This window comes from Mycobacterium sp. ENV421 (assembly GCF_002887815.1).
Classification (GTDB): domain Bacteria; phylum Actinomycetota; class Actinomycetes; order Mycobacteriales; family Mycobacteriaceae; genus Mycobacterium.
In genome coordinates this window covers 81,203-100,927 of the sequence record NZ_PDHO01000017.1, presented here as the reverse complement: position 1 = coordinate 100,927, position 19,725 = coordinate 81,203, and the positions used below count along the sequence as shown (strand labels likewise).

At 67.4% G+C, this 19,725-nt stretch carries 20 protein-coding genes and 1 pseudogene; 7 read left to right on the top strand and 14 right to left on the bottom strand.

From position 1 onward, the window contains the following. Nucleotides 1–31 precede the first annotated feature (31 nt). The 5 genes from CRM90_RS19630 to CRM90_RS19610 form a co-directional block, all read right to left on the bottom strand. Nucleotides 32–574, bottom strand: coding sequence for a TetR family transcriptional regulator (locus tag CRM90_RS19630; RefSeq protein WP_233209406.1), 543 nt, complete (start codon nucleotides 572–574; stop codon nucleotides 32–34). A gap of 86 nt (nucleotides 575–660) precedes the next feature. Next, a complete protein-coding gene (locus CRM90_RS19625) occupies nucleotides 661–849 on the bottom strand; it encodes a rubredoxin (RefSeq protein WP_102808604.1) in 189 nt (62 codons plus the stop codon). Next, on the bottom strand, nucleotides 846–1,019 hold the full coding sequence (locus CRM90_RS19620; protein WP_102808603.1) for a rubredoxin: 174 nt from the start codon (nucleotides 1,017–1,019) through the stop codon (nucleotides 846–848). The genes CRM90_RS19625 and CRM90_RS19620 overlap by 4 nt, the downstream gene beginning before the upstream one ends. Next, entirely contained in the window at nucleotides 1,016–2,176 is a 1,161-nt protein-coding gene (locus CRM90_RS19615; protein WP_233209405.1) for an alkane 1-monooxygenase, read from the bottom strand. Before CRM90_RS19615 ends, CRM90_RS19620 begins: the two co-directional genes overlap by 4 nt. A gap of 164 nt (nucleotides 2,177–2,340) precedes the next feature. Next, nucleotides 2,341–3,822 carry an amino acid permease gene (locus tag CRM90_RS19610; protein ID WP_102808628.1) on the bottom strand — a complete coding sequence of 494 codons (1,482 nt, stop codon included), beginning with the start codon at nucleotides 3,820–3,822 and terminating at the stop codon, nucleotides 2,341–2,343. A gap of 58 nt (nucleotides 3,823–3,880) precedes the next feature. On the opposite strand from CRM90_RS19610, the gene CRM90_RS19605 reads away from it, so the two are divergent. Then, nucleotides 3,881–5,272, top strand: a complete 1,392-nt coding sequence (locus CRM90_RS19605) for an FAD-dependent oxidoreductase (RefSeq protein ID WP_102808601.1) — start codon at nucleotides 3,881–3,883, stop codon at nucleotides 5,270–5,272. On the opposite strand, the gene CRM90_RS19600 is transcribed toward CRM90_RS19605, so the two are convergent. The 5 genes from CRM90_RS19600 to CRM90_RS19580 form a co-directional block, all read right to left on the bottom strand. Next, nucleotides 5,229–6,149: a cation diffusion facilitator family transporter gene (locus CRM90_RS19600; protein WP_102808600.1), complete on the bottom strand. Its 921-nt coding sequence runs from the start codon at nucleotides 6,147–6,149 to the stop codon at nucleotides 5,229–5,231. The two genes, CRM90_RS19605 and CRM90_RS19600, sit on opposite strands and share 44 nt — an antisense overlap. 26 nt (nucleotides 6,150–6,175) lie before the next feature. Further along, entirely contained in the window at nucleotides 6,176–7,402 is a 1,227-nt protein-coding gene (gene manA / locus CRM90_RS19595; protein ID WP_102808599.1) for a mannose-6-phosphate isomerase, class I, read from the bottom strand. A 7-nt stretch (nucleotides 7,403–7,409) separates the two neighbouring features. Next, on the bottom strand, nucleotides 7,410–8,486 hold the full coding sequence (locus CRM90_RS19590) for a TobH protein (protein ID WP_102808598.1): 1,077 nt from the start codon (nucleotides 8,484–8,486) through the stop codon (nucleotides 7,410–7,412). Further along, a complete protein-coding gene (locus CRM90_RS19585; protein ID WP_102808597.1) occupies nucleotides 8,483–9,874 on the bottom strand; it encodes a phosphomannomutase/phosphoglucomutase in 1,392 nt (463 codons plus the stop codon). Before CRM90_RS19585 ends, CRM90_RS19590 begins: the two co-directional genes overlap by 4 nt. A gap of 77 nt (nucleotides 9,875–9,951) precedes the next feature. Beyond that, complete coding sequence (locus CRM90_RS19580; RefSeq protein ID WP_199189960.1) at nucleotides 9,952–10,377, bottom strand: DUF3499 domain-containing protein; 426 nt, start codon at nucleotides 10,375–10,377, stop codon at nucleotides 9,952–9,954. A 162-nt stretch (nucleotides 10,378–10,539) separates the two neighbouring features. On the opposite strand from CRM90_RS19580, the gene CRM90_RS19575 reads away from it, so the two are divergent. After that, complete coding sequence (locus tag CRM90_RS19575; RefSeq protein ID WP_036340282.1) at nucleotides 10,540–10,962, top strand: metallopeptidase family protein; 423 nt, start codon at nucleotides 10,540–10,542, stop codon at nucleotides 10,960–10,962. Nucleotides 10,963–10,989: 27 nt separating this feature from the next. On the opposite strand, the gene CRM90_RS19570 is transcribed toward CRM90_RS19575, so the two are convergent. Continuing rightward, nucleotides 10,990–11,256, bottom strand: coding sequence for a WhiB family transcriptional regulator (locus CRM90_RS19570; protein WP_172507244.1), 267 nt, complete (start codon nucleotides 11,254–11,256; stop codon nucleotides 10,990–10,992). Between the two features lie 392 nt (nucleotides 11,257–11,648). On the opposite strand from CRM90_RS19570, the gene cofD reads away from it, so the two are divergent. The 3 genes from cofD to CRM90_RS19555 are packed head-to-tail and all read left to right on the top strand — an operon-like array spanning nucleotide 11,649 to nucleotide 14,526. Next, nucleotides 11,649–12,650 carry a 2-phospho-L-lactate transferase gene (gene cofD, locus CRM90_RS19565; RefSeq protein ID WP_102808627.1) on the top strand — a complete coding sequence of 334 codons (1,002 nt, stop codon included), beginning with the start codon at nucleotides 11,649–11,651 and terminating at the stop codon, nucleotides 12,648–12,650. Further along, on the top strand, nucleotides 12,647–13,990 hold the full coding sequence (locus CRM90_RS19560; RefSeq protein WP_199189959.1) for a coenzyme F420-0:L-glutamate ligase: 1,344 nt from the start codon (nucleotides 12,647–12,649) through the stop codon (nucleotides 13,988–13,990). Before cofD ends, CRM90_RS19560 begins: the two co-directional genes overlap by 4 nt. After that, complete coding sequence (locus CRM90_RS19555) at nucleotides 13,987–14,526, top strand: NUDIX domain-containing protein (RefSeq protein ID WP_102808595.1); 540 nt, start codon at nucleotides 13,987–13,989, stop codon at nucleotides 14,524–14,526. Before CRM90_RS19560 ends, CRM90_RS19555 begins: the two co-directional genes overlap by 4 nt. Here the strand turns inward: CRM90_RS19555 and manB are convergent. The 3 genes and pseudogenes from manB to rfbD all read right to left on the bottom strand — a co-directional run. Next, nucleotides 14,523–15,599, bottom strand: coding sequence for a mannose-1-phosphate guanylyltransferase (gene manB / locus CRM90_RS19550; RefSeq protein WP_102808625.1), 1,077 nt, complete (start codon nucleotides 15,597–15,599; stop codon nucleotides 14,523–14,525). The genes CRM90_RS19555 and manB overlap by 4 nt on opposite strands. 5 nt (nucleotides 15,600–15,604) lie before the next feature. Further along, on the bottom strand, nucleotides 15,605–16,492 hold the full coding sequence (locus tag CRM90_RS19545) for a glycosyltransferase family 2 protein (protein WP_233209402.1): 888 nt from the start codon (nucleotides 16,490–16,492) through the stop codon (nucleotides 15,605–15,607). After that, nucleotides 16,491–17,369, bottom strand: a pseudogene (gene rfbD, locus CRM90_RS19540) (dTDP-4-dehydrorhamnose reductase); the annotation flags it as partial. The pseudogene rfbD and the gene CRM90_RS19545, both read right to left, overlap by 2 nt. A 145-nt stretch (nucleotides 17,370–17,514) precedes the next feature. Here rfbD and CRM90_RS19535 point away from each other — a divergent pair. Next, complete coding sequence (locus tag CRM90_RS19535) at nucleotides 17,515–18,933, top strand: LCP family protein (RefSeq protein ID WP_102808623.1); 1,419 nt, start codon at nucleotides 17,515–17,517, stop codon at nucleotides 18,931–18,933. After that, a complete protein-coding gene (locus CRM90_RS19530; RefSeq protein ID WP_102808594.1) occupies nucleotides 18,933–19,643 on the top strand; it encodes a TIGR03089 family protein in 711 nt (236 codons plus the stop codon). Before CRM90_RS19535 ends, CRM90_RS19530 begins: the two co-directional genes overlap by 1 nt. Nucleotides 19,644–19,725: the final 82 nt, after the last annotated feature.

Sequence of the window (19,725 nt, the reverse complement as noted above, 5' to 3'; positions counted from 1 at the left end):
CGCGGGACAGGCGCTTGGAGCGCTCTGACAGCTAAGGAATATCGACTACACCGTAGCGTTCGGCGAACGGCGTCATCAATCGGGCCAGGTCTAAGGCCACATCATGGTCGGCCTCGGGCGGCATCGACACGTAGCTCATCGCCAGCCGCACGATCGCGCGGGCCAGCACCCCCGAGTCGGCCTCACTGGCACTGACCCAGCTGTTCATGAAGGCCTCGGTGAGCTTGGCCGACGCGCGGGTGATGATCGGCGCGCTGTCGGTGGTGATCATCTGCAGCAGGTCGGGTTTGGCAACACCGGTCAGCAACGAGATCACCAGCGGGTCGGCCGCCGACTCGGTGAAGAACACCCGGAAGCCCTCGGTGAAGGCGGCCAGCACGTCGCCCACGTTGGAGCTGATCGCGGTCCCGATCGCATCCACCAGGCGGTCGGCCAGCCGAATCGCATAGCCCTGGGCCAGACCCTGCCGCGAGCCGAATTCGTTGTAGATGGTCTGACGGCTGACCCCGGCGGTGCGCGCCACGTCGGACAGGGTGATCGCGGACCAGTCCTTGGTCAGCAATTCCTCCCGCATCGCGTCGAGGACCGAGTCCCGCAGCAGCGCGCGAGAGGCCTCGGGATAGGGCACCCGAGGACTCTTCACATGCGCGAGAGTAGTGGTCACGGCCTGGCGACTTCCACCATCTCGAAGTCCGACTTCGCCGCGCCGCAGTCCGGGCAGCTCCAGTCCTCCGGGATGTCGTCCCAGCGGGTGCCCGGGGCGATGCCGTCCTCAGGCCAGCCTTTGGCTTCGTCGTACTCGAATCCGCACTGCACGCAGATGAACAGCTTGTAGTCCTGCTCGCTCATTGCTTGACACCCATCTCTTCGAAGTCAACTTTTTCTCGCACCCCACAGTCGGGGCAGCACCAGTCGTCGGGCACCGCGGCCCAGGCAGTGCCGGGCGGGAAGCCCTCCCGCGCAGCACCTTTCGCTTCGTCGTACACGTAGTCGCAAATCGGGCACTGGTAGGCGCTCATGCCGGCACTCCGTACCGGGCCAGGATCTTGGCCCGTCGGCGCGGATCGATGTTGACCTTGGTGATGTCACCGTCGTAGTGCTCGATCACCCGGTGGTCCATCATCCGGCGCCACACCCACGGGAAGTACGTCACGCCGATCAAAGTCGCATAGCCGCTTGGCAATTCGGGCGCCTCGGACATGCTGCGCAGCGTCTGATAACGGCGGGTCGGATTGGCGTGGTGATCACTGTGCCGTTGCAGGTGATACAGGAACAGGTTGGTCACCAGATGATCGGAGTTCCAGCTGTGTTGCGGCGAGCACCGCTCGTAGCGGCCGTTGTCGTTCTTCTGGCGCAGCAGCCCATAGTGCTCCAGGTAGTTCACCGACTCCAGCATCGAGAATCCGAACACCGCCTGGATGATCAGGAACGGGATCAGGGCGGGACCGAACACCGCGATCAGCGCACCGAACAGCACCACCGACATCAGCCAGGCGTTGAGAACGTCGTTGCCCAGCCAGGTACGCGGATCCCACGGGCTCTTGCCGAGTCGGCGAATCCGGGCCGCCTCGAGTGTGAGCGCTGAACGGGCACTACCAAACACGCTGCGCGGCAGGAACTCCCAGAACGTTTCGCCGAAGCGCGCCGATGCCGGATCCTCCGGGGTGGCGACGCGGACGTGATGGCCGCGGTTGTGCTCGATGTAGAAGTGGCCGTAGCAGGTCTGGGCCAGCGTGATCTTGGACAGCCAGCGCTCCAGCGAATCCTTCTTGTGGCCGAGTTCGTGCGCGGTGTTGATGCCCGTTCCGCCCAGCACGCCCACCGACAGCGCCAGACCGATCTTGGCGAACCAGCTCAGCGAGCCCTCGTAGCCCAGCCAGCTGAGGTTCGACGCGGTGAACATGTAGGCGCCGAAGATCAGACTGAGGAACTGGAACGGGATGAACGCGTACGTGCAGTACCGGTAGTACTTGTCGTTCTCCAGGTACTCCATCAATTCGTCGGGCGGGTTCTGGCCGTCGCGGCCGAACCTCAGGTCCAGCGCCGGCAGCAGCGCGTAGATCAGGAACGGGCCGACCCAGAAGAACACCTGGGATGCCGCGGTCCAGCCGAGCTGGTTCAGACCCCAGATGACCGGCAGCACCACGAACAGTGCGGTCGGCGCAATGAGGCCCATCAGCCACAGATAGCGCTTCTTATCCCGCCACGGCGCGGCCGCCGGAACGGCGGCGGAGTCCAGTTGAGACGTCACGACAGTTACCTCCCACGTCAAGTTGCGATGACTTGACTATAGAGGCAGATTTGTCGGGTGTCTAGACAAATGATGGTTGTTTGTAAAACTCAGGACGCGGCGGCGGCCTCCCGCTTGGCCAACAACGAATGCGATCGCCCATAGAGCAGGTAGAACCCCACCCCGATGACCATCCACACCAAGAACCGGATCCAGGTCAGGCCGGTGAGGTTGAGCATCAGCCAGCCGCACGCCGCTATCGACAAGATCGGCAACACCGGGACCAGCGGCGCGCGAAACCCGCGCTCCAGGTCCGGGCGGGTTCGCCGGAGGATGATCACGCCGGCCGAGACCAGCATGAATGCGAACAGCGTCCCGACGTTCACCATCTCTTCGAGCTTGTCGATCGGGAAGACTGTGGCCGCGACGGCGGTGAGCACACCGACCAGCACGGTGATCCGCACCGGGGTGCCGCGGTTGCCCGTCTGGGCGAGCTGACGGGGCAGCAGGCCGTCACGCGCCATCGCGAACAACACCCGCGACAGCCCCAGGATCAACACCATGACCACCGTGGTCAGACCGGCCAGCGCACCGATCGAGATCACCGTGGCCGCCCAGTCCACCCCGTTGAGCGAGAAGGCGGTGGCGAGGTTGGCGTGACCGTTCTCGGCCTTGTCACGCAGGTCGCTGAACCGGACCATGCCCGACAGCACGATCGAGACCGACACGTAGAGCACGGTGACGATCGCCAGCGAAGCGAGGATGCCGCGCGCGACATCGCGCTGCGGGTTCTTGGTCTCCTCGGCCGTCGTGGCCACCACATCGAAACCGATGAACGCGAAGAACACGATCGAGGCGCCGGCCAGCACCCCGTAGAAGCCGTAATGACTGCTCTGGGCCCCGGTCAACAGGGAGAATACGGACTGGTTGATGCCGGTCCCGGACGCATTCGCGCCGCTCTCGGTCGCAGGGATGAACGGGGAGAAGTTGGCGGCCTTGATGTAGAACGCCCCGACGATGACGACGAGTGCGACAACCGCGACCTTGATGGCCGTGATCACCGCGGAGACGTTGGCCGACAGCTTGGTGCCCAACGCCAGCAAGGTGGTGACGATCGCGACGATGACCAGAGCACCCCAGTCGAAGTTCAGCGGGCCGATGGCCACGACCCCACCGGAGAAACCGAAGACGGTGCCCAGATAACTGGACCAGCCCTTGGCCACCACGGCGGCGCCGACCGCGAATTCCAAGATCAGGTCCCAGCCGATGATCCAGGCGACGAACTCGCCGAACGTCGCGTACGAGAACGTGTAGGCGCTGCCCGCCACCGGGAGCATCGAGGCGAACTCCGCGTAACACAGCGCGGCCAACCCGCAGGTCACGGCGGCGATGACGAAGGACACCGAGATGGCGGGGCCGGTGATATTGCCGAAGGTCGACGCGGTGACGGTGAAGATGCCCGCGCCGACCACGACGGAGACCCCGAAGACCGTGAGGTCCCACCACGTCAAATTTTTACGCAGCCGGGTGCCCGGCTCGTCGGTGTCGAGAATGGACTGCTCCACCGACTTGGTCCGCCACTTAGAGGTCATCTGCATGTTCCTTCTCATACCCCGGTTAGGCACAGTTTGAGCGGGTATCTAAGAGGTCGTGGGCCAACCCCCGAAGCGTCACCATGCCATCGTCATTGGGGCCAGCATCGCGGGGCTGTGCACTGCCCGGGTGTTATCCGACCACTACGGGCGGGTGACCGTCTACGAACGCGACACCCTGCCCCCACAACCCGCCCACCGCGGTGCGGTGCCCCAGGATCGGCATGTACACATCCTGATGGCGCGGGGAGCTCACGAGTTCGAAACGCTGTTTCCCGGTCTGCTCGACGACATGGTCGCCGCCGGGGTGGCGAAACTGGAGAACCGCCCCGACTGCATCCACTTCGGCGCCGCCGGCCATGTGCTGGGCACCGGGCACACCCTGCGGCGTGAGTTCACCGCGTACGTGCCCAGCCGCAAGCAGCTCGAGTGGCAGATCCGCCGGCGCACCGCCGCCCTGCCGAACGTGGAGATCGTGCAGCGCGACGTGAACGCACCGCGATTCGACGGGGAGCGCCAAACAGTCACCGGCGTCGAGTTGTCCGCAGCCGGCGGGGACGAGTTCGTGGCCGCCGACCTCGTGGTGGACGCCTCCGGTCGCGGCACCAGGTTGCCGTCGTGGCTGGACGAGTGGGGGTTCGCCCGCCCCCGCGAACAGACCATCGATGTCGGAATCTCTTACGCCACACAGCAGTTGAGAATCCCCGACGGCCTGATCACCGAAAAGGTCGTGGTGGCGGGGGCGTCACGCAGTCAGCAGGCCGGGCTGGGCATGCTCTTCTATGAGGACGGCACCTGGGGCTTGACCACGTTCACCGTCAATCACGTCCCGCCGCCGCAGACGCTGTCCGAGATACGCCAGGTCGCCGACGACGTGCTGCCTGCACCGCTGGCGTCCGCGATTCGCCAGGGAGAACCCTTGGGCGACATCGCTTTCCACCGCTATCCGGTCAGCCGGTGGCGCCGCTACGACAAACTCCAGCGTTTTCCCGGCGGGATCGTGCCGATCGGTGACGCCGTCGTGAGTTTCAACCCGACCTACGGCCAGGGCATGACGATGACCGCGCTGCAGGCCGCCCATCTGCGCCGGCTGTTGGACTCCGGTACCGGCGACCTGACCCGTGAACTGGCCCGCGCCACCGCGAAATCCACGTATCCCGTCTGGACGATGAACGCGATCGGCGACCTGACCCTGCACGGCACCGAGGGCTCGGCGCCGTGGTGGTACCAACCGGTCGGGGCGTTGTTCGATCAGTTCCTCGGCGCCGCCGAGACCGACCGCGTTCTGGCGGAATGGTTTCTGCGTCGGTTCAGCCTGCTGGACAGTTTGTACATGGTGCCGCCCGCGTCGATGATCGGCCGCGCGATCCGGCACAACATGTCATCGTGGTGGGCGCAGAAACGAGCTACCGCGCCAGTGCTCGATCCAGATCCGGTTCCAGGTAGATAACCCGCGCGGCGGGCACCGCAGAGCGGACCGCCGCCTCCGCCGCGTCGATGGTGACGGCCACCGTCGCCAGGTCGGTATCCGGGGCCAGCGCGATCTTGGCCCCGACGAGCATCTCCTCGGGACCCAGGTACTGCGTTCGGAGGTGGATGACCCGGTCGACCTTCGCGGTCTGCTCGAGGGCCGACTGAATCGCCCGGCATTCGTCAGGGGTGGCGCCCTCGCCGATCAGCAGGCTGTGCATCTCGACCATCAGGATCACGGCGATGACACCCAGCAGCGCACCGATCAAGATGGTGCCGACGCCGTCCCACACCGGGTTGCCGGTCAGAATCGTCAAGCCCACGCCGGCGAGCGCGAAGACCAGACCGATCAGGGCTCCGGTGTCCTCCAGCAGGACCACGGGCAGCTCGGGATTGCGGGAACGACGGATGAACTGCCACCACGAGCTGGTGCCCTTCAACGGACGTGACTCCACCATCGCGGTACGAAAGCTGTAGGACTCCAGGGCAATTGCCACCGCCAGAATCACCACCGCCACGATCGGCGAGGTCAGCGGTTCGGGGTGGCCGATCTTGTGGTAGCCCTCGTACAGGGCGAAGATCGAGCCCAGGCTGAACAGCACCAGCGCCACGACGAATGAATAGAAGTAGCGACTGCGGCCGTACCCGAACTGATGCAGGCTGTCCGCCTGTTTGCGGGCCTGGCGCTGACCGAACAGCAGCAGCCCCTGATTCGACGTGTCGGCCACCGAGTGCACCGACTCGGCGAGCATCGAGGAACTTCCGGTGATCAGGAATCCGACGAATTTCGCGACCGCGATGCCCGCGTTGGCGGTCAGCGCCGCGAGGATCGCCTTGGTGCTGCCCTCGGTCGACATGCGGTGTCCTCCCCAGGCTCAGTTACTCACGGGCCAACCGTAGCCCGGAACAACCGGGACGGCGACGTCGCCTCCAGGCGGATCGGACCGTCGTCGGCGGCCACCCAGGCTGCGGCCCCGCGATCAAGCTCCACCACATCCGATTTCGCGCGTACGAGCACCGAACCTTCGGTGCAGACCAAGATCTGGGGACCGTCATGGCGGGACGGGGCGTCGATCTCGTGGCCGAGATTCTCGCCGTCGAGCATGAGGATGCAGGCGGCGAACTCCTGCGCGGGCGTCTCGTAGACCAGCTCGATGCCCTCGCGGTGGGTGGGCGCCCGCAGCATCGTCTCATCGGCGGGCCTGAAGTCCAGCACCCGCAAGAGCTCGGGCACGTCGACGTGCTTGGGCGTCAGGCCACCGCGAAGCACGTTGTCGGAGTTGGCCATCACCTCCATCCCCACGCCGTGGATGTAACTGTGCAGGTTGCCCGCCGGCATGAAGATGGCCTCACCGGGAGCCAGCGTGATCCGGTTGAGCAGCATGGCCGCCAGCACACCGGCATCCCCGGGATAGCGCTCACCGAGCTCCAGCAGCGTCTTGGCCTCATCGTCGAATTCCGTTGCACCGGAACGCATATAATCCACCGCACCGTCCAGGACGGCGGGGATCAGCACGTCCAGATCGGGCTGCGGTGCGGTGATCCAGGTGGTGAACAGGGCACGCAGACCGTCGGCGTCGGGCTGGCCACTCAGCAATCCGATGAACGGATCGAGTTCGGCCACCGCGAGGGCACGCATCAAATCGACCGAACGCGCGGCCGGCCGGAAGCCGCCGAGGGCGTGGAATTCGCTGAGCGCAACCAACAGTTCGGGCTTGTGGTTGCGGTCGCGATAGTTGCGGATCGGTGAGGTGAGCGGGACGCCCAGACGGTCCTCGCGCACATAACCTTCGACGGCCTGCTCCGCGCTGGGATGAGCTTGCAGCGACAGCGGCTCCTCGGCGGCCAGCACCTTCACCAGCAGGGGCAGCACGTCGCCGTAGCGACCGCGCACCGCGGGCCCCAACTGACCGTCCGGATCGGCTCGAACGGCGTCGAGCAACGATGTCTCGCCGTCGGCGGTCTCCAACCACGCCGGATCGCCAGGATGAGCACCCAGCCACAGCTCGGCTTCGGGATGCGCTGTGGGCGAAGGTCTTCCGGTGAACTCCGCGATGGCTGTCCGAGATCCCCATGCGTAGGTGCGTATCGCACCACGTAGCAATTCCACTGGGACGTTATCCCCCCACCAATCTGAGATAAACCGCGGCCATCTGCAATCGGACGGCCAGCGTGGCGAGCTGTTGTTCGGCTCGCCCAGTCGGGGCCGGAACCGACCCCCCCTCCCCGAGGTCTTGCGCCCCGACCAGATCGACGTCGTCGAAGCCACTCACCCGCGCGGCGAGCATCGGGCGTTCGGCGTCCAGGGTCAAAGCCAGCACCTTCGGGCCCCTCGAGAGCGGACCGTCGAGCTCCTCGTCGTGGAACAGCGCATCCACCGGATCGCCGAATTGATATGCGATGCCGGTGCGTAATGCGACCAGCGCGTCCGACAGTCCGGCCGCGGCGACGGCCTGCCCGGCCAGCCGCAGTAACACCGTCGCGGCGTACCGGGCCAGGCCCAGGGTGGCCGCACAATCGCCGGCGAGCACCACCTGCCTGCCGGACATCCGCTCGGCCAGTGCCTTCGCCGGATTGGTCAACACGTCGCGACTCGCGCTGTTGCGCAACGCCTCGGCGTCGAGTTCGTCGGCCAGGGTGGCCAGATCGGTCTGCAGTGCCGGATCGACAGCCTGCATGGTCGCGAGGCCGGCCGCGAGGTAACGGCTCAACCCGAATTCGTCGGGCGTCCGCAGCCGGGGCTCGAGCACCGCGGTCCGTCCCGCGGTGGCGTCGCGCAGCGGACCTTCATACGGCGCGGCGACGACCACCCGGGCGCCGCGGCGCACCGCCGTCGCCGCGGCGGACACCAGCGCCGGATCCCCGGCGTCGTCGCCGGCCACCACGAGAACGTCGAGCGGGCCGATCCAGGGCGGAGATTCGGCGGCCACCACGATCGGCTCGCCTGCGACGCCGCCGAGGGTGGCGGCCAGCATCGAGCCTGCGCTCTCGGCCGCGCCGCGGGCGGCGACCCAGATGACGGTCCGCGGCCGATGGTCGGCGGCCAGCAGCGCCAGTTCGCCCTCGTCGACGGCGGCCGCGGTGGCGCGTACCTGAGCGCCCGCCATCGCGGCGGCCCGCAGGAGCCCGTCGCGGTCGGCTTCCAGGAGGCCCTCGGTGTCATCGAGGTCGACGGTGGCATGCGCTGCGCTCATGGCGCCGCCTCGGCCGGCTGGGCCGCGATGTCCTCGGAGACGCGGCGGACGATCTCCTCGATCTCCTGGGCGCTGCGCGCTTCGACGTTGAGGCGCAGCAGCGGTTCGGTGTTGGAGGTGCGCAGGTTGAACCAGGCCCCCGCTCCGAGGTCAACCGTCACGCCGTCGAGATGGTCCAGCGAAACGGTTTGATGCCCAAAGGCTTTCAGAACGGATTCGACGCACGCCGGCGCGTCGGCCACCCGGAAGTTGATCTCCCCGGAGGCTTCGTAGCGCTGATAATTCGCCATCAGTTCCGACAGCGGCCGGTCCTGCTCGCCCAACGCGGCCAGCACATGCAAAGCGGCCAGCATGCCCGAGTCCGCGCCCCAGAAGTCGCGGAAATAGTAGTGCGCCGAATGTTCACCGCCGAAGATCGCTCCGGTGTCGGCCATCAGAGCCTTGATATAGGAGTGCCCGACGCGCGACCGCACCGGCGTTCCGCCCCGTTCGACGACCAACTCGGGCACCGCGCGCGAGGTGATCAGGTTGTGGATGACGGTGGCACCGATCTCCCGGGTGAGTTCGCGGCCGGCGACCAGCGCGGTGACCGCCGACGGCGAAACAGGACCGCCGCGTTCGTCGACGACGAAACACCGGTCGGCGTCGCCGTCGAACGCCAGCCCGATATCGGCGCCGGTCTCCACCACGAACTTCTGCAGGTCGACCAGATTGGCCGGCTCCAGCGGATTGGCTTCGTGATTGGGGAACGAACCGTCGAGTTCAAAATAGAGCGGCAGCACCGTCAGCGCCTCGATCGGGCCGAGGACGGCAGGCGTGGTATGGCCGGCCATGCCGTTGCCTGCATCGACCGCGACCCGCAGTGGTCGCATGCCGGCGACGTCGATCAGCGACCGAAGGAACTGTCCGTAGTCGGCGAGGACATCGTGGTCGCTCACCTGCCCACGCGGCCCGTCGTAGCCGGGAACCCCGGCGATCACTTCGTCGCGGATGCTGGCCAGCCCGGTGTCCTCGCCGACAGGCTTGGCCCCGGCGCGGCAGAGCTTGATGCCGTTGTAGGCGGCCGGATTATGGCTCGCGGTGAACATGGCACCCGCGCAGTCGAGGAAACCGGACGCAAAGTACAGCTGATCGGTGGACGCCAGCCCGATCCGCACCACATCCAGACCCTGGGCGGTGACCCCGTCGGCGAATGCCGCGGCAAGCGCCGGGGAGCTTTCGCGCATGTCGTAACCGATCGCGATCCGGCCGCCGCCCTCACCGCGGATCAGCCGGGCGAACGCGGCGGCGACGTCGGAGACGAACGCGTCGTCGATCTCGTCCCCGACCAGACCGCGCACGTCATAAGCCTTGATCACACGGCGAACCGCGTCGGCGGGCCTCGACATGACAGATCTCCTGACCGAGAGGGACTCTTGGCCGCCAGCCTATCTGTTCCGGTCCCCCGGCAAGGGCGGCTATCGGGTCAGTCGGTGGGGTCCGGCAGTACCCGCAGGTGCCCACGGCGTCGGCCGGCGGTCGTCGGTCGATGCGCAGCCGCCGGCATGATCGGAGTTCCGGTCGCGGGCGCATGCGCGGCTCCGCTGGGATCGGAGAACCCGGCGATCGGGGGCCGTGTGGGCAACTCACGGCCTTCCCGGACTGCATCGGCGAGAGCGACGAGATCGTCCTCGTCGGGGAACTCCGGCAGCGGCCCGGCGTGGCGGACCAGCTCCCAACCCCGGGGGGCAGTGATCCGGTTGGCATGAGTGATGCACAGGTCCCACGAATGCGGTTCGCGGGAGATTGCCAGTGGCCCGACGACCGCAGTCGAGTCGGAGTAGACGAACGTCAGCGTCGCCACCGCATAATGGGGGCATCCAGGCCGGCAGCAGCGACGAGGAACATTCACGTCCGTGAGGTTATCGCGGTTCATTCACAGGTTGCCGGGGGACACGCGCAGCCGCCGGTCGGCCGATTCACAACCGTTACGATCACATCCGTGGCCGATTCCCGCAGCTCCCGGCGAGGTGGACGAGCCGGTGGCAGCCCGGGGTCGCGCCGGGGACGTGAGATGCGGGGCCCATTGCTGCCGCCGACGGTGCCGGGGTGGCGCAGCCGCGCAGAGCGATTCGACATGGCGGTATTGGAAGCCTATGAGCCGATCGAGCGGCGGTGGCAACAACGGCTCACCGGTCTCGACGTTGCCGTCGACGAGATCCCGCGCATCGCGCCGAAGGATCCGGACAGTGTGCAGTGGCCCGCTGAAGTGGTGGCCGACGGGCCGATCGCGTTGGCCCGGCTGATCCCAGCCGGAGTGGACGTTCGCGGAAACTCGACGCGCGCCCGAATTGTGCTGTTCCGCAAGCCGATCGAGCGCCGGGCCAAGGACTCGATCGATCTGACCGATCTTCTGCACGAGATTCTGGTGGCGCAGGTGGCCACCTATCTCGGGGTCGAGCCTTCGGTCATCGACCCGACCATCGACGACGACTGAGTCGGATTCTCCGACCCGCGGTCGTCGTCAGATGATGCCGCGCTTGAGGCGACGGCGCTCCCGCTCGGAGAGTCCGCCCCAGATACCGAAGCGCTCATCGTTGGCCAAGGCGTACTCGAGGCACGACTCACGGACCTCGCAGCCCAAGCAGATCCGCTTGGCCTCGCGGGTGGAACCGCCCTTCTCGGGGAAGAACGCTTCGGGATCGGTCTGCGCGCACAGCGCGCGTTCCTGCCACTGGTCTTCTTCATCGGCCGAATCCGGCGTCGCATCGATGATCGGGTCTGGCACCAAACTCAAGTGAGCGCGTGCCATTACCCCCATCGTCTGCGAACCGGTAATGGACTGCGGCAACCCCATCGTGCCGAACACGTGCTCATAGGACATTTCCGCCTCCTCACCTGGTTTCGTAGATCTTTTGCATGTCGCCCACTATTGAAGTGTGCCCAACTCGTTCGAACACTTGGTCGAATCGCGGTCTGGGACACCGAAACCGGCTGGTCCGACCGGGAAATGACACTGATGTGATTAGACACTTATGCAGTGGCCCGGTCAAGCGATTGAACCGAAATTAATACCATTTCCCTTGGATAATTCGGCGAGTCGATGCCCCGGCGTGTCTTGGGAGTGACGCGATCGTGACCGCGTTGGCCGCCGAAATGCCCGACCGCCTAGTGTCGATCGGTGTGAAGATCACCGTTCTGGTCGGCGGCGTCGGGGGCGCCCGCTTCCTGCTGGGCGTACAGCGATTGCTCGGCCTGGGCCAGTTCGCCGGCCAGATATCCGGAGCCACAGGCGATCTTGATCACGCGCTGACCGCCGTGGTCAACATTGGCGACGACGCCTGGATGCACGGTGTGCGCATCTGTCCCGACCTCGACACCTGCATGTACACCTTAGGTGGAGGTATCGATCCCGAGCGCGGCTGGGGACATCGCAACGAGACGTGGCACGCGAAAGAAGAATTGGCGGCCTACGGCGTGCAACCCGATTGGTTCGGCCTGGGCGACCGCGACCTCGCCACACATCTGGTGCGCAGTCAGATGCTGCGTGCGGGATATCCCCTGTCGCAGGTGACCGAGGCGCTGTGCCACCGCTGGCAACCGGGGGCCACGCTCCTGCCGGCCAGTGACGACCGGTGCGAAACCCATGTTGTGATCGACGATCCCGACACCGGTGACCGCAAGGCCATCCACTTCCAGGAATGGTGGGTGCGCTACCGGGCGCAGGTGCCCACTCACAGTTTCGCGTTCGTTGGGTCCGAAAACGCCACTGCCGGGCCCGGTGTCGTCGACGCGATCACCGAAGCCGACGTGGTCATGCTCGCCCCCTCCAACCCGGTGGTGAGCATCGGCGCAATCCTCGCCATCCCCGGTGTTCGCGCCGCGCTGCGCTCCACACCCGCCCCGGTCGTCGGCTACTCCCCCATCATCGGCGGAAAGCCGTTGCGCGGCATGGCCGACGAATGCCTGTCGGTGATCGGCGTCGAAACCTCCTCGCACGCCGTCGCCCGTCACTACGGCGCGCGCTCGGCGACCGGAATCCTGGACTACTGGCTGGTGTCCGAAGGCGATCACGCCGACGTACCCGGACTGACGGTGCACTCGATACCGCTGCTGATGTCCGATCCGGCGGCCACCGCCGAAATGGTCGGCGCCGGGCTCGAATTGGCGGGGGTGGCGCCGTGAGTCTCGAGCATGGCAGCGCAGCACCCGTCGAAATCCTGCCCGTCCCCGGGCTTCCGGAGTTCCGCCCCGGCGATGATCTGGCGGCCGCCCTCGTCTCGGCGGCGCCATGGCTGCGCGACGGCGACATCGTCGTCGTCACCAGCAAGGTGATGTCCAAGTGCGAGGGCCGCATCGTCGCGGCACCGGCGGACCCCGACGAACGGGACGCCCTGCGCCGCAGGATCATCGACCAGGAGGCCGTGCGGGTGCTGGCCCGCAAAGGTCGGACGCTGATCACCGAGAACCGCAACGGCATCGTGCAGGCAGCCGCGGGCGTCGACGGATCCAACGTCGGGTCCACCGAATTGGCCTTGCTGCCCGTCGATCCGGACGGCAGCGCCGCCGCGCTGCGCACGGCACTGCGCGAGCGGCTCGGCGTGAATGTCGCGGTTCTGGTCACCGACACCATGGGTCGTGCCTGGCGCAACGGCCAGACCGACGCCGCGATCGGCGCCGCCGGGCTTCCCGTGATCTACGGATACGCCGGCGCCGTCGACCGGCACGGCAACGAGCTGGTGGTCACCGAAGTCGCCGTCGCCGACGAGATCGCCGCCGCCGCCGACCTGGTGAAGGGCAAGCTGACCGCGGTGCCCGTCGCGGTGGTCCGCGGCCTCGAGCTCGAGGACGACGGGTCCACCGCGGCCCGCCTGTTGCGCGGCGGTGAGGACGACCTGTTCTGGCTGGGCACCGCCGAGGCACTGGAGCTCGGGCGCCGCCAAGCCCAGCTCGTGCGCCGGTCGGTCCGACAGTTCGCGCCGGAGCCGGTCGACCACACGCTCATCGAGGAGGCCGTCGCCGAGGCACTCACCGCACCCGCCCCGCACCACACCCGGCCGGTGCGGTTCGTCTGGTTGCAGGATCGGGGGCGTCGCATCACACTGCTGGACCGGATGAAAGACGCCTGGCGCGAGGATCTTTCCGGCGACGGTAAGCCCGCCGACGCCGTCGAGCGGCGCGTCGCCCGCGGTCAGATCCTCTACGACGCGCCCGAGGTCGTCATCCCGTTCCTGGTGCCCGAGGGCGCCCACAGCTATCCCGACCCGGTCCGCACCCAGGCCGAGCACACGATGTTCACCGTCGCGGTCGGCGCCGCGGTACAAGCACTCCTGGTGGCGCTGGCCGTGCGCGGCGTGGGCAGCTGCTGGATCGGCTCGACGATCTTCGCGGCCGAACTGGTCCGGGAAACCCTTGATCTACCGCCTGATTGGGAACCGTTGGGCGCCGTCGCGATCGGCTATCCCGTCGAACCGTCCGAACCCCGTGAGCCGGCGCCGGTCGGCGACCTGCTGGTGCGCAAGTGAGCGTGCGGGAGTCGGCCATCGAGCTGCTGACCGAATGGGATGCGCCGGACGACTGTCAGGACTCGCTGCGGCAGTCCGTCCTGGCCTTTCTGCTGGCCCGCACCGATGCCTGCGAGCGGGCTTGCACCCCAGGGCATATCACCGCGTCGGCGTTGGTGGTCAATCACACCGGCGACCAGGTGCTGCTCACCCTGCATCCGCGGCTCGGCCGTTGGGTTCAGCTCGGCGGGCATTGCGAGGACGCCGACGCCGACATCGTCGCGGCCGCGATGCGGGAGGCGGCCGAAGAGTCCGGGATCGACGGCCTGCGCATCGACGCGTCGTTGGGCGCCATCCACGTTCACGCATTGACCTGCTCGCTGGGTGTGCCCACCCGGCATCTGGATCTCCAGTTCATCGCCCGCGCACCCGCGGACGCGACCATTCAAATCAGCGACGAGTCGCTCGATCTGCGATGGTGGCCGGTCGACGCTCTGCCCGAGGGGATCGACGCGGCGGTCGCCCACCTGGTGTCGGTCGGCCGCTCGCGGGTCTAGATGTCGGACGAGTAGCGAACGCCGCAGTCCGGGATGACAACTCCCGGCCACACCCGCGCACCGCGCAGGAGTTCGCAGCGCGCGCCGATGTTCGCGCCATCGCCGATGATGGCGTCGCGCAGTAACGCGCGCGGTCCGATCCGGGCGCCGGCCCCGATGATCGACCGCTCCACCACCGAGCCCGCCTCGATGTGCGCCCCGTCGAAGATGACCGCGCCGTCCAGGCGGACGCCCGGTCCGATCTCGGCGCCGCGGCCCACCACGGTGCCGCCGACCAGGACCGCGCCCGGGGACACCGAAGCCCCGTCGTGCACAAGGCTTTCCCCGCGTCGCCCACCGAGCGCCGGCGACGGCGCCAAACCCCGGACCAGGTCAGCCGAACCGCGGACGAAGTCCTCCGGTGTGCCCATGTCGCGCCAATAGCTGGAATCGACGTAGCCGCAGACCTTCACCCCGTCGGCCAACAGGGCGGGGAACACCTCACGCTCCACCGACACCTCGCGCCCCTGTGGGATCTGATCGAGGATTTCGCGTTTGAAGATGTAGGTGCCGGCGTTGATCTGGTCGGACGGCGGATCTTCGGTCTTCTCGAGGAACGCTTCCACCCGGCCGTCGGCGTCGGTGGGCACACAGCCGAATGCCCGCGGGTCACTGACGCGCACCAGGTGCAGGGTCAGATCCGCCTGCGACTCGTGGTGGCTGGCCAGCATCTGGCGCAGGTCCATGCCGGACAGGACGTCACCGTTGAACACCATCACGGTGTCGTTGCGCAGTTTGGGGATGACGTTCGCGATCCCGCCGCCGGTGCCCAACGGGTGATCTTCGACGACGTACTCGATCTGCAGGCCGAGCTTGGACCCGTCGCCGAATTCGTTCTCGAAGGTCGCCGCCTTGAATGAGGTGCCGAGCACGACGTGCTCGATGCCGGCTTCGGCGATGCGGGACAGCAGGTGGGTCAGGAACGGCAACCCCGCGGTCGGCAGCATCGGCTTGGCCGCCGACACGGTCAGCGGCCGTAGCCGGGTGCCTTTGCCGCCGACCAGCACCACCGCGTCGACCTTCGACGGATCAATTCCACTCACCGGGTCCCCCTGCTTCTCGCCAGCTCGCGACGGGATTTGCGTACCGCCGCGCGTGACCTAACCTTCAACGCGCTCTTCATAGTCCATCGCAACGGCGCGCGCCACCAGCCAAAATGCCGATCGGACAAATATAAGTAGGTGCTTTCGTGATGTGCGCGCAGGTTGCTGGCCGGGTCCCGGCCGGTCGAGTGGCCCTTGGCGTGCAGGATCTCCGACGACGGGACGTAGACGTTGAGCCAGCCGGCCCGGCCCAACCGGTCACCGAGGTCGACGTCTTCCATGTACATGAAGTAGCGCTCGTCGAACCCGCCGACCTGGTCGAATGCCGCGCGACGGATCAGCAGGCACGCCCCCGACAGCCAGCCCACCGGGCGCTCGGTGGGCTCGAGGTACTCCTGGCGGTAGGCCCTGGTCCACGGGTTGGTCTTCCAGACGAAACCGACCACCGCGTGCATGCCGCCACGCAGCAGGCTCGGCAGGTGGCGCGCCGACGGGTAGACCGAACCGTCCGGGTCGCGGATCAGCGGGCCCAGGGTCGCGGCGCGCGGCCAGCGGTCGGCGGCGGCGAGCAGTTCGTCGATGCTGTTGGGTCCCCACACCACATCGGGGTTGGCGACGATCACGAACTCGTCGTCGCCGGGGACCGTCGCCACACCGCGGTTGGCGGCGCTGCCGTAGCCGAGGTTCCCGCCCGTGCGCACCAGTCGGGTGCCCGGGTAGCGCTCCACCGCCTCCTCCGGTGTGCCGTCGGTGGAACCGTTGTCGGCGAGCACCACCGTCACCGGACGGTCGGTGGCCACCGTCAAGGAGGACAGGAAGCGATCCAGATGTGAGCCCGGGGAGTAGGTCACCGTCACCACGGTCAGGGGGCGGCTCGACGTCACGGCGTAGAGGGTAACTGTCCGCCGGGGACGGGCTGGGCAAGCGCCTCGGCCAGGGCCTCGGCGGGGTGAGTCCGACCCGCACCGAGAGCCCCATCGACAACGCTGAATACGCCGGGCGCGGCGCCGGGCGGCCCGCCTGCGCCGTGCTCACCGGCCGGATCCGCTGCGGGTCTGCGCCGAGTTCGGTGAACACCGCCCGTGCCAGCTCCAAGCGCGTGCACGCGCCCTCGTTGGCGACGTGCAGGATCGGCTCCCGAATGCGCCCCTCACCGATCTCGAATATCGCCTCGGCGAGGTCTTTGACGTAGGTGGGTGAGCCGATCTGGTCGTCGACCGCGTCGGCGGTCTGACCGGTGCCTGCGAGCCGGCGCATCGCCGCCACGAAGTCGGTGCCCGCTGCGCCGGTGTACACCCATGAGGTGCGCACGACGTGGGCGTCCGGCATCGCGGCCAGTACGGCCACCTCACCGGCGAGCTTGGTGCGTCCGTAGACACCCAGCGGCGCGGCCTCGTCGCCGACGTCATAGGGCTGGCGGTGCTGACCGTCGATCGGCTCGCCGGAGAAGACGTAGTCGGTGGAGAGGTGCACCAGCGGCGCGCCGACCCGGGCGCAGGCGTGCGCGACGTTCTCCGCTCCGGTGGCGTTGACGGCATAGGCGGTGTCGGGGTCGGCCTCGGCGGCGTCCACATTCGCGATGGCCGCGCAGTTCACCACCAGGTCCGATGCGGCGATGAACCGCTCGACTGCGGCGGGGTCGGTGATGTCACACTCCTGATGCGTCAATGCGCTGGCCTCGATGCCCCGACGTGCCGCCTCACCTGCGAGAAATGTCCCAACTTGGCCGCCGGCACCTGTAATCACGATCCTCGACACCACAATTACGAGTCTGGCACGCCGGTTTGCGCTACCCGGTATGCGCCCGTCTCGCCAGTAGCCTGGGCTGATGCCTGCTGACACCGAAGCACGGACGGGCGCCCAGCGGGTGACCCGACTCGTGCTCGCGTTGATCGCCGTGACCGTGATGGTCAGCACCGGTGTCGCGTGGGGCAAGATCCGTTCCTTCGAGAACGGCATCTTCCACATGAGCACCTCGGCACTCGGCGGAGGCGGTCAGGACGGCGCGATCGACATCTTGTTGGTCGGGATGGACAGCCGCACCGATGCTCACGGCAACCCGCTGTCCGAGGACGAGCTGGCGGCGTTGCACGCCGGCGACGACGTGTCGACCAACACCGACACGATCATCCTGGTCCGCATCCCCAACAACGGGAAGTCGGCGACGGCGATCTCGATCCCCCGCGACTCCTATGTCAAGGCGCCAGGACTGGACAAGACGAAAATCAACGGCGTCTACGGCCAGGTGAAGCTCGAGAAGATGAAGCAGTTGGTCGAGCAGCAGGGCATGGATCCGGCCGAGGCCGAACCCAAGGCCGTCGAAGCGGGCCGCGAAGCGCTCATCAAGACCGTCGCCGACCTGACCGGCGTGACCGTCGACCACTATGCCGAGATCGGCCTGCTCGGTTTCTCATTGATCACCGATGCGCTCGGTGGTGTCAATGTGTGTCTGAAAGATGCCGTCTACGAACCACTCTCCGGTGCCGACTTCCCGGCCGGCTGGCAGAAGCTCAACGGGCCGCAGGCACTGAGTTTCGTCCGGCAGCGTCACGACCTCCCCCGCGGTGACCTCGACCGGGTGGTGCGCCAACAGGTTGTGATGGCATCCCTGGCGCACCAGGTGATCTCCGGCAAGACGCTGACCAGCCCATCGACCCTGAACAGGCTGCAGGACGCCATCCAGCGTTCCGTGGTGCTCTCTTCGGGTTGGGACATCATGGATTTCATCAAGCAGCTGGAGAACCTCGCGGGCGGCAACGTGGCGTTCGCGACCATCCCTGTGCTCGACGAAGCCGGCTGGAGCGACGACGGCATGCAGTCCGTGGTCCGGGTCGATCCGGCCCAGGTTCAGGAATGGGTCGCCGGCCTGCTCCACGATCAGGCCGAGGGCAAGACCGAGAAGATCGCCTACTCCCCGGAGCAGACCAAGGCCGACGTGGTCAACGACACCGACATCAACGGGCTTGCCGGTGCCGTGTCAGAAGTGCTCACCGGCAGGGGCTTTGGGGCGGGCGACATCGGCAACAACGACAAGGACCATGTGACGCAAAGCCAGGTGCAGGCGGCCAAGGAGGATGACCTGGGCGCGCAGGCGGTCGCCAAGGAGCTGGGCGGTCTGCCGGTGGTGGCCGACAGTGCGATTCCGGCGGGAACGGTGCGGGTGGTGCTGTCCAGCGATTACACCGGACCGGGCTCGGGCCTGGAGGGTTCGCTGCCGACGTCGGCTGCGGTCAGCCAGGCGGCCGGTCAGGCCGGTGACGGTGTGGCTCCCCCGCCGTCGCCCATCATCACCGCGGGGTCCGACGACCCCAAGTGCGTCAACTGATGGCCAATCTGACTGCTGCCGTTCTCGATCCGCTGCTGCGGGCCGACCCGATGGGTCCGCGGATCACCTACTACGACGACGCGACGGGTGAGCGCATCGAGTGCTCGACGGTGACGCTGGCCAACTGGGCGGCCAAGACCGCCAACCTGTTGCGCGACGAACTCGGCGCAGGCCCGGGCACCCGGGTGGCCGTGCTGTTGCCTGCGCACTGGCAGACCGCGGCGGTGCTGTTGGGCGTGTGGTGGATCGGCGCCGAGGTCGTGCTCTCCGGAGCGGCGGATCTCGCGCTGTGCACCGCTGAGCGGCTGGACGAGGCCGACGACGCGGTCGCCGGCGGTGAGGTCGCGGTGCTGTCGCTGGATCCGTTCGGCAAGCCGGCGCCCGATCTGCCGATCGGTGTTACCGATTATGCGACGGCGGTGCGGGTGCACGGCGACCAGTACGCCGCAGAGCCGCGACCAGGTCCAGCACTGGATGGCAGGTCGGTCGACGACGTGCTCTCTGCCGCTTCCGATTCCGCCGCCGAGGCCGCTCTGACGGCAGGCGACCGGGTGATGTCGTCATTGCCGTGGACCTCCGCGGACGACGTCATCGCCCACCTGCTCGCAGTGTTCGTCGCGGGCGCGTCACTGGTTCAGGTGGCCAACCCCGATGCCGCAGCACTGGAACGGCGCCGGACGACCGAGAAGGTCACCAAGGATCTGGTGTGAGGCGGAGGCCGACCATACGCAGTTTGGTGTCGGTCGGCCGCATTGGTAGGCGCGGCCGGTTCAATATCGGCTGCCGACAAGA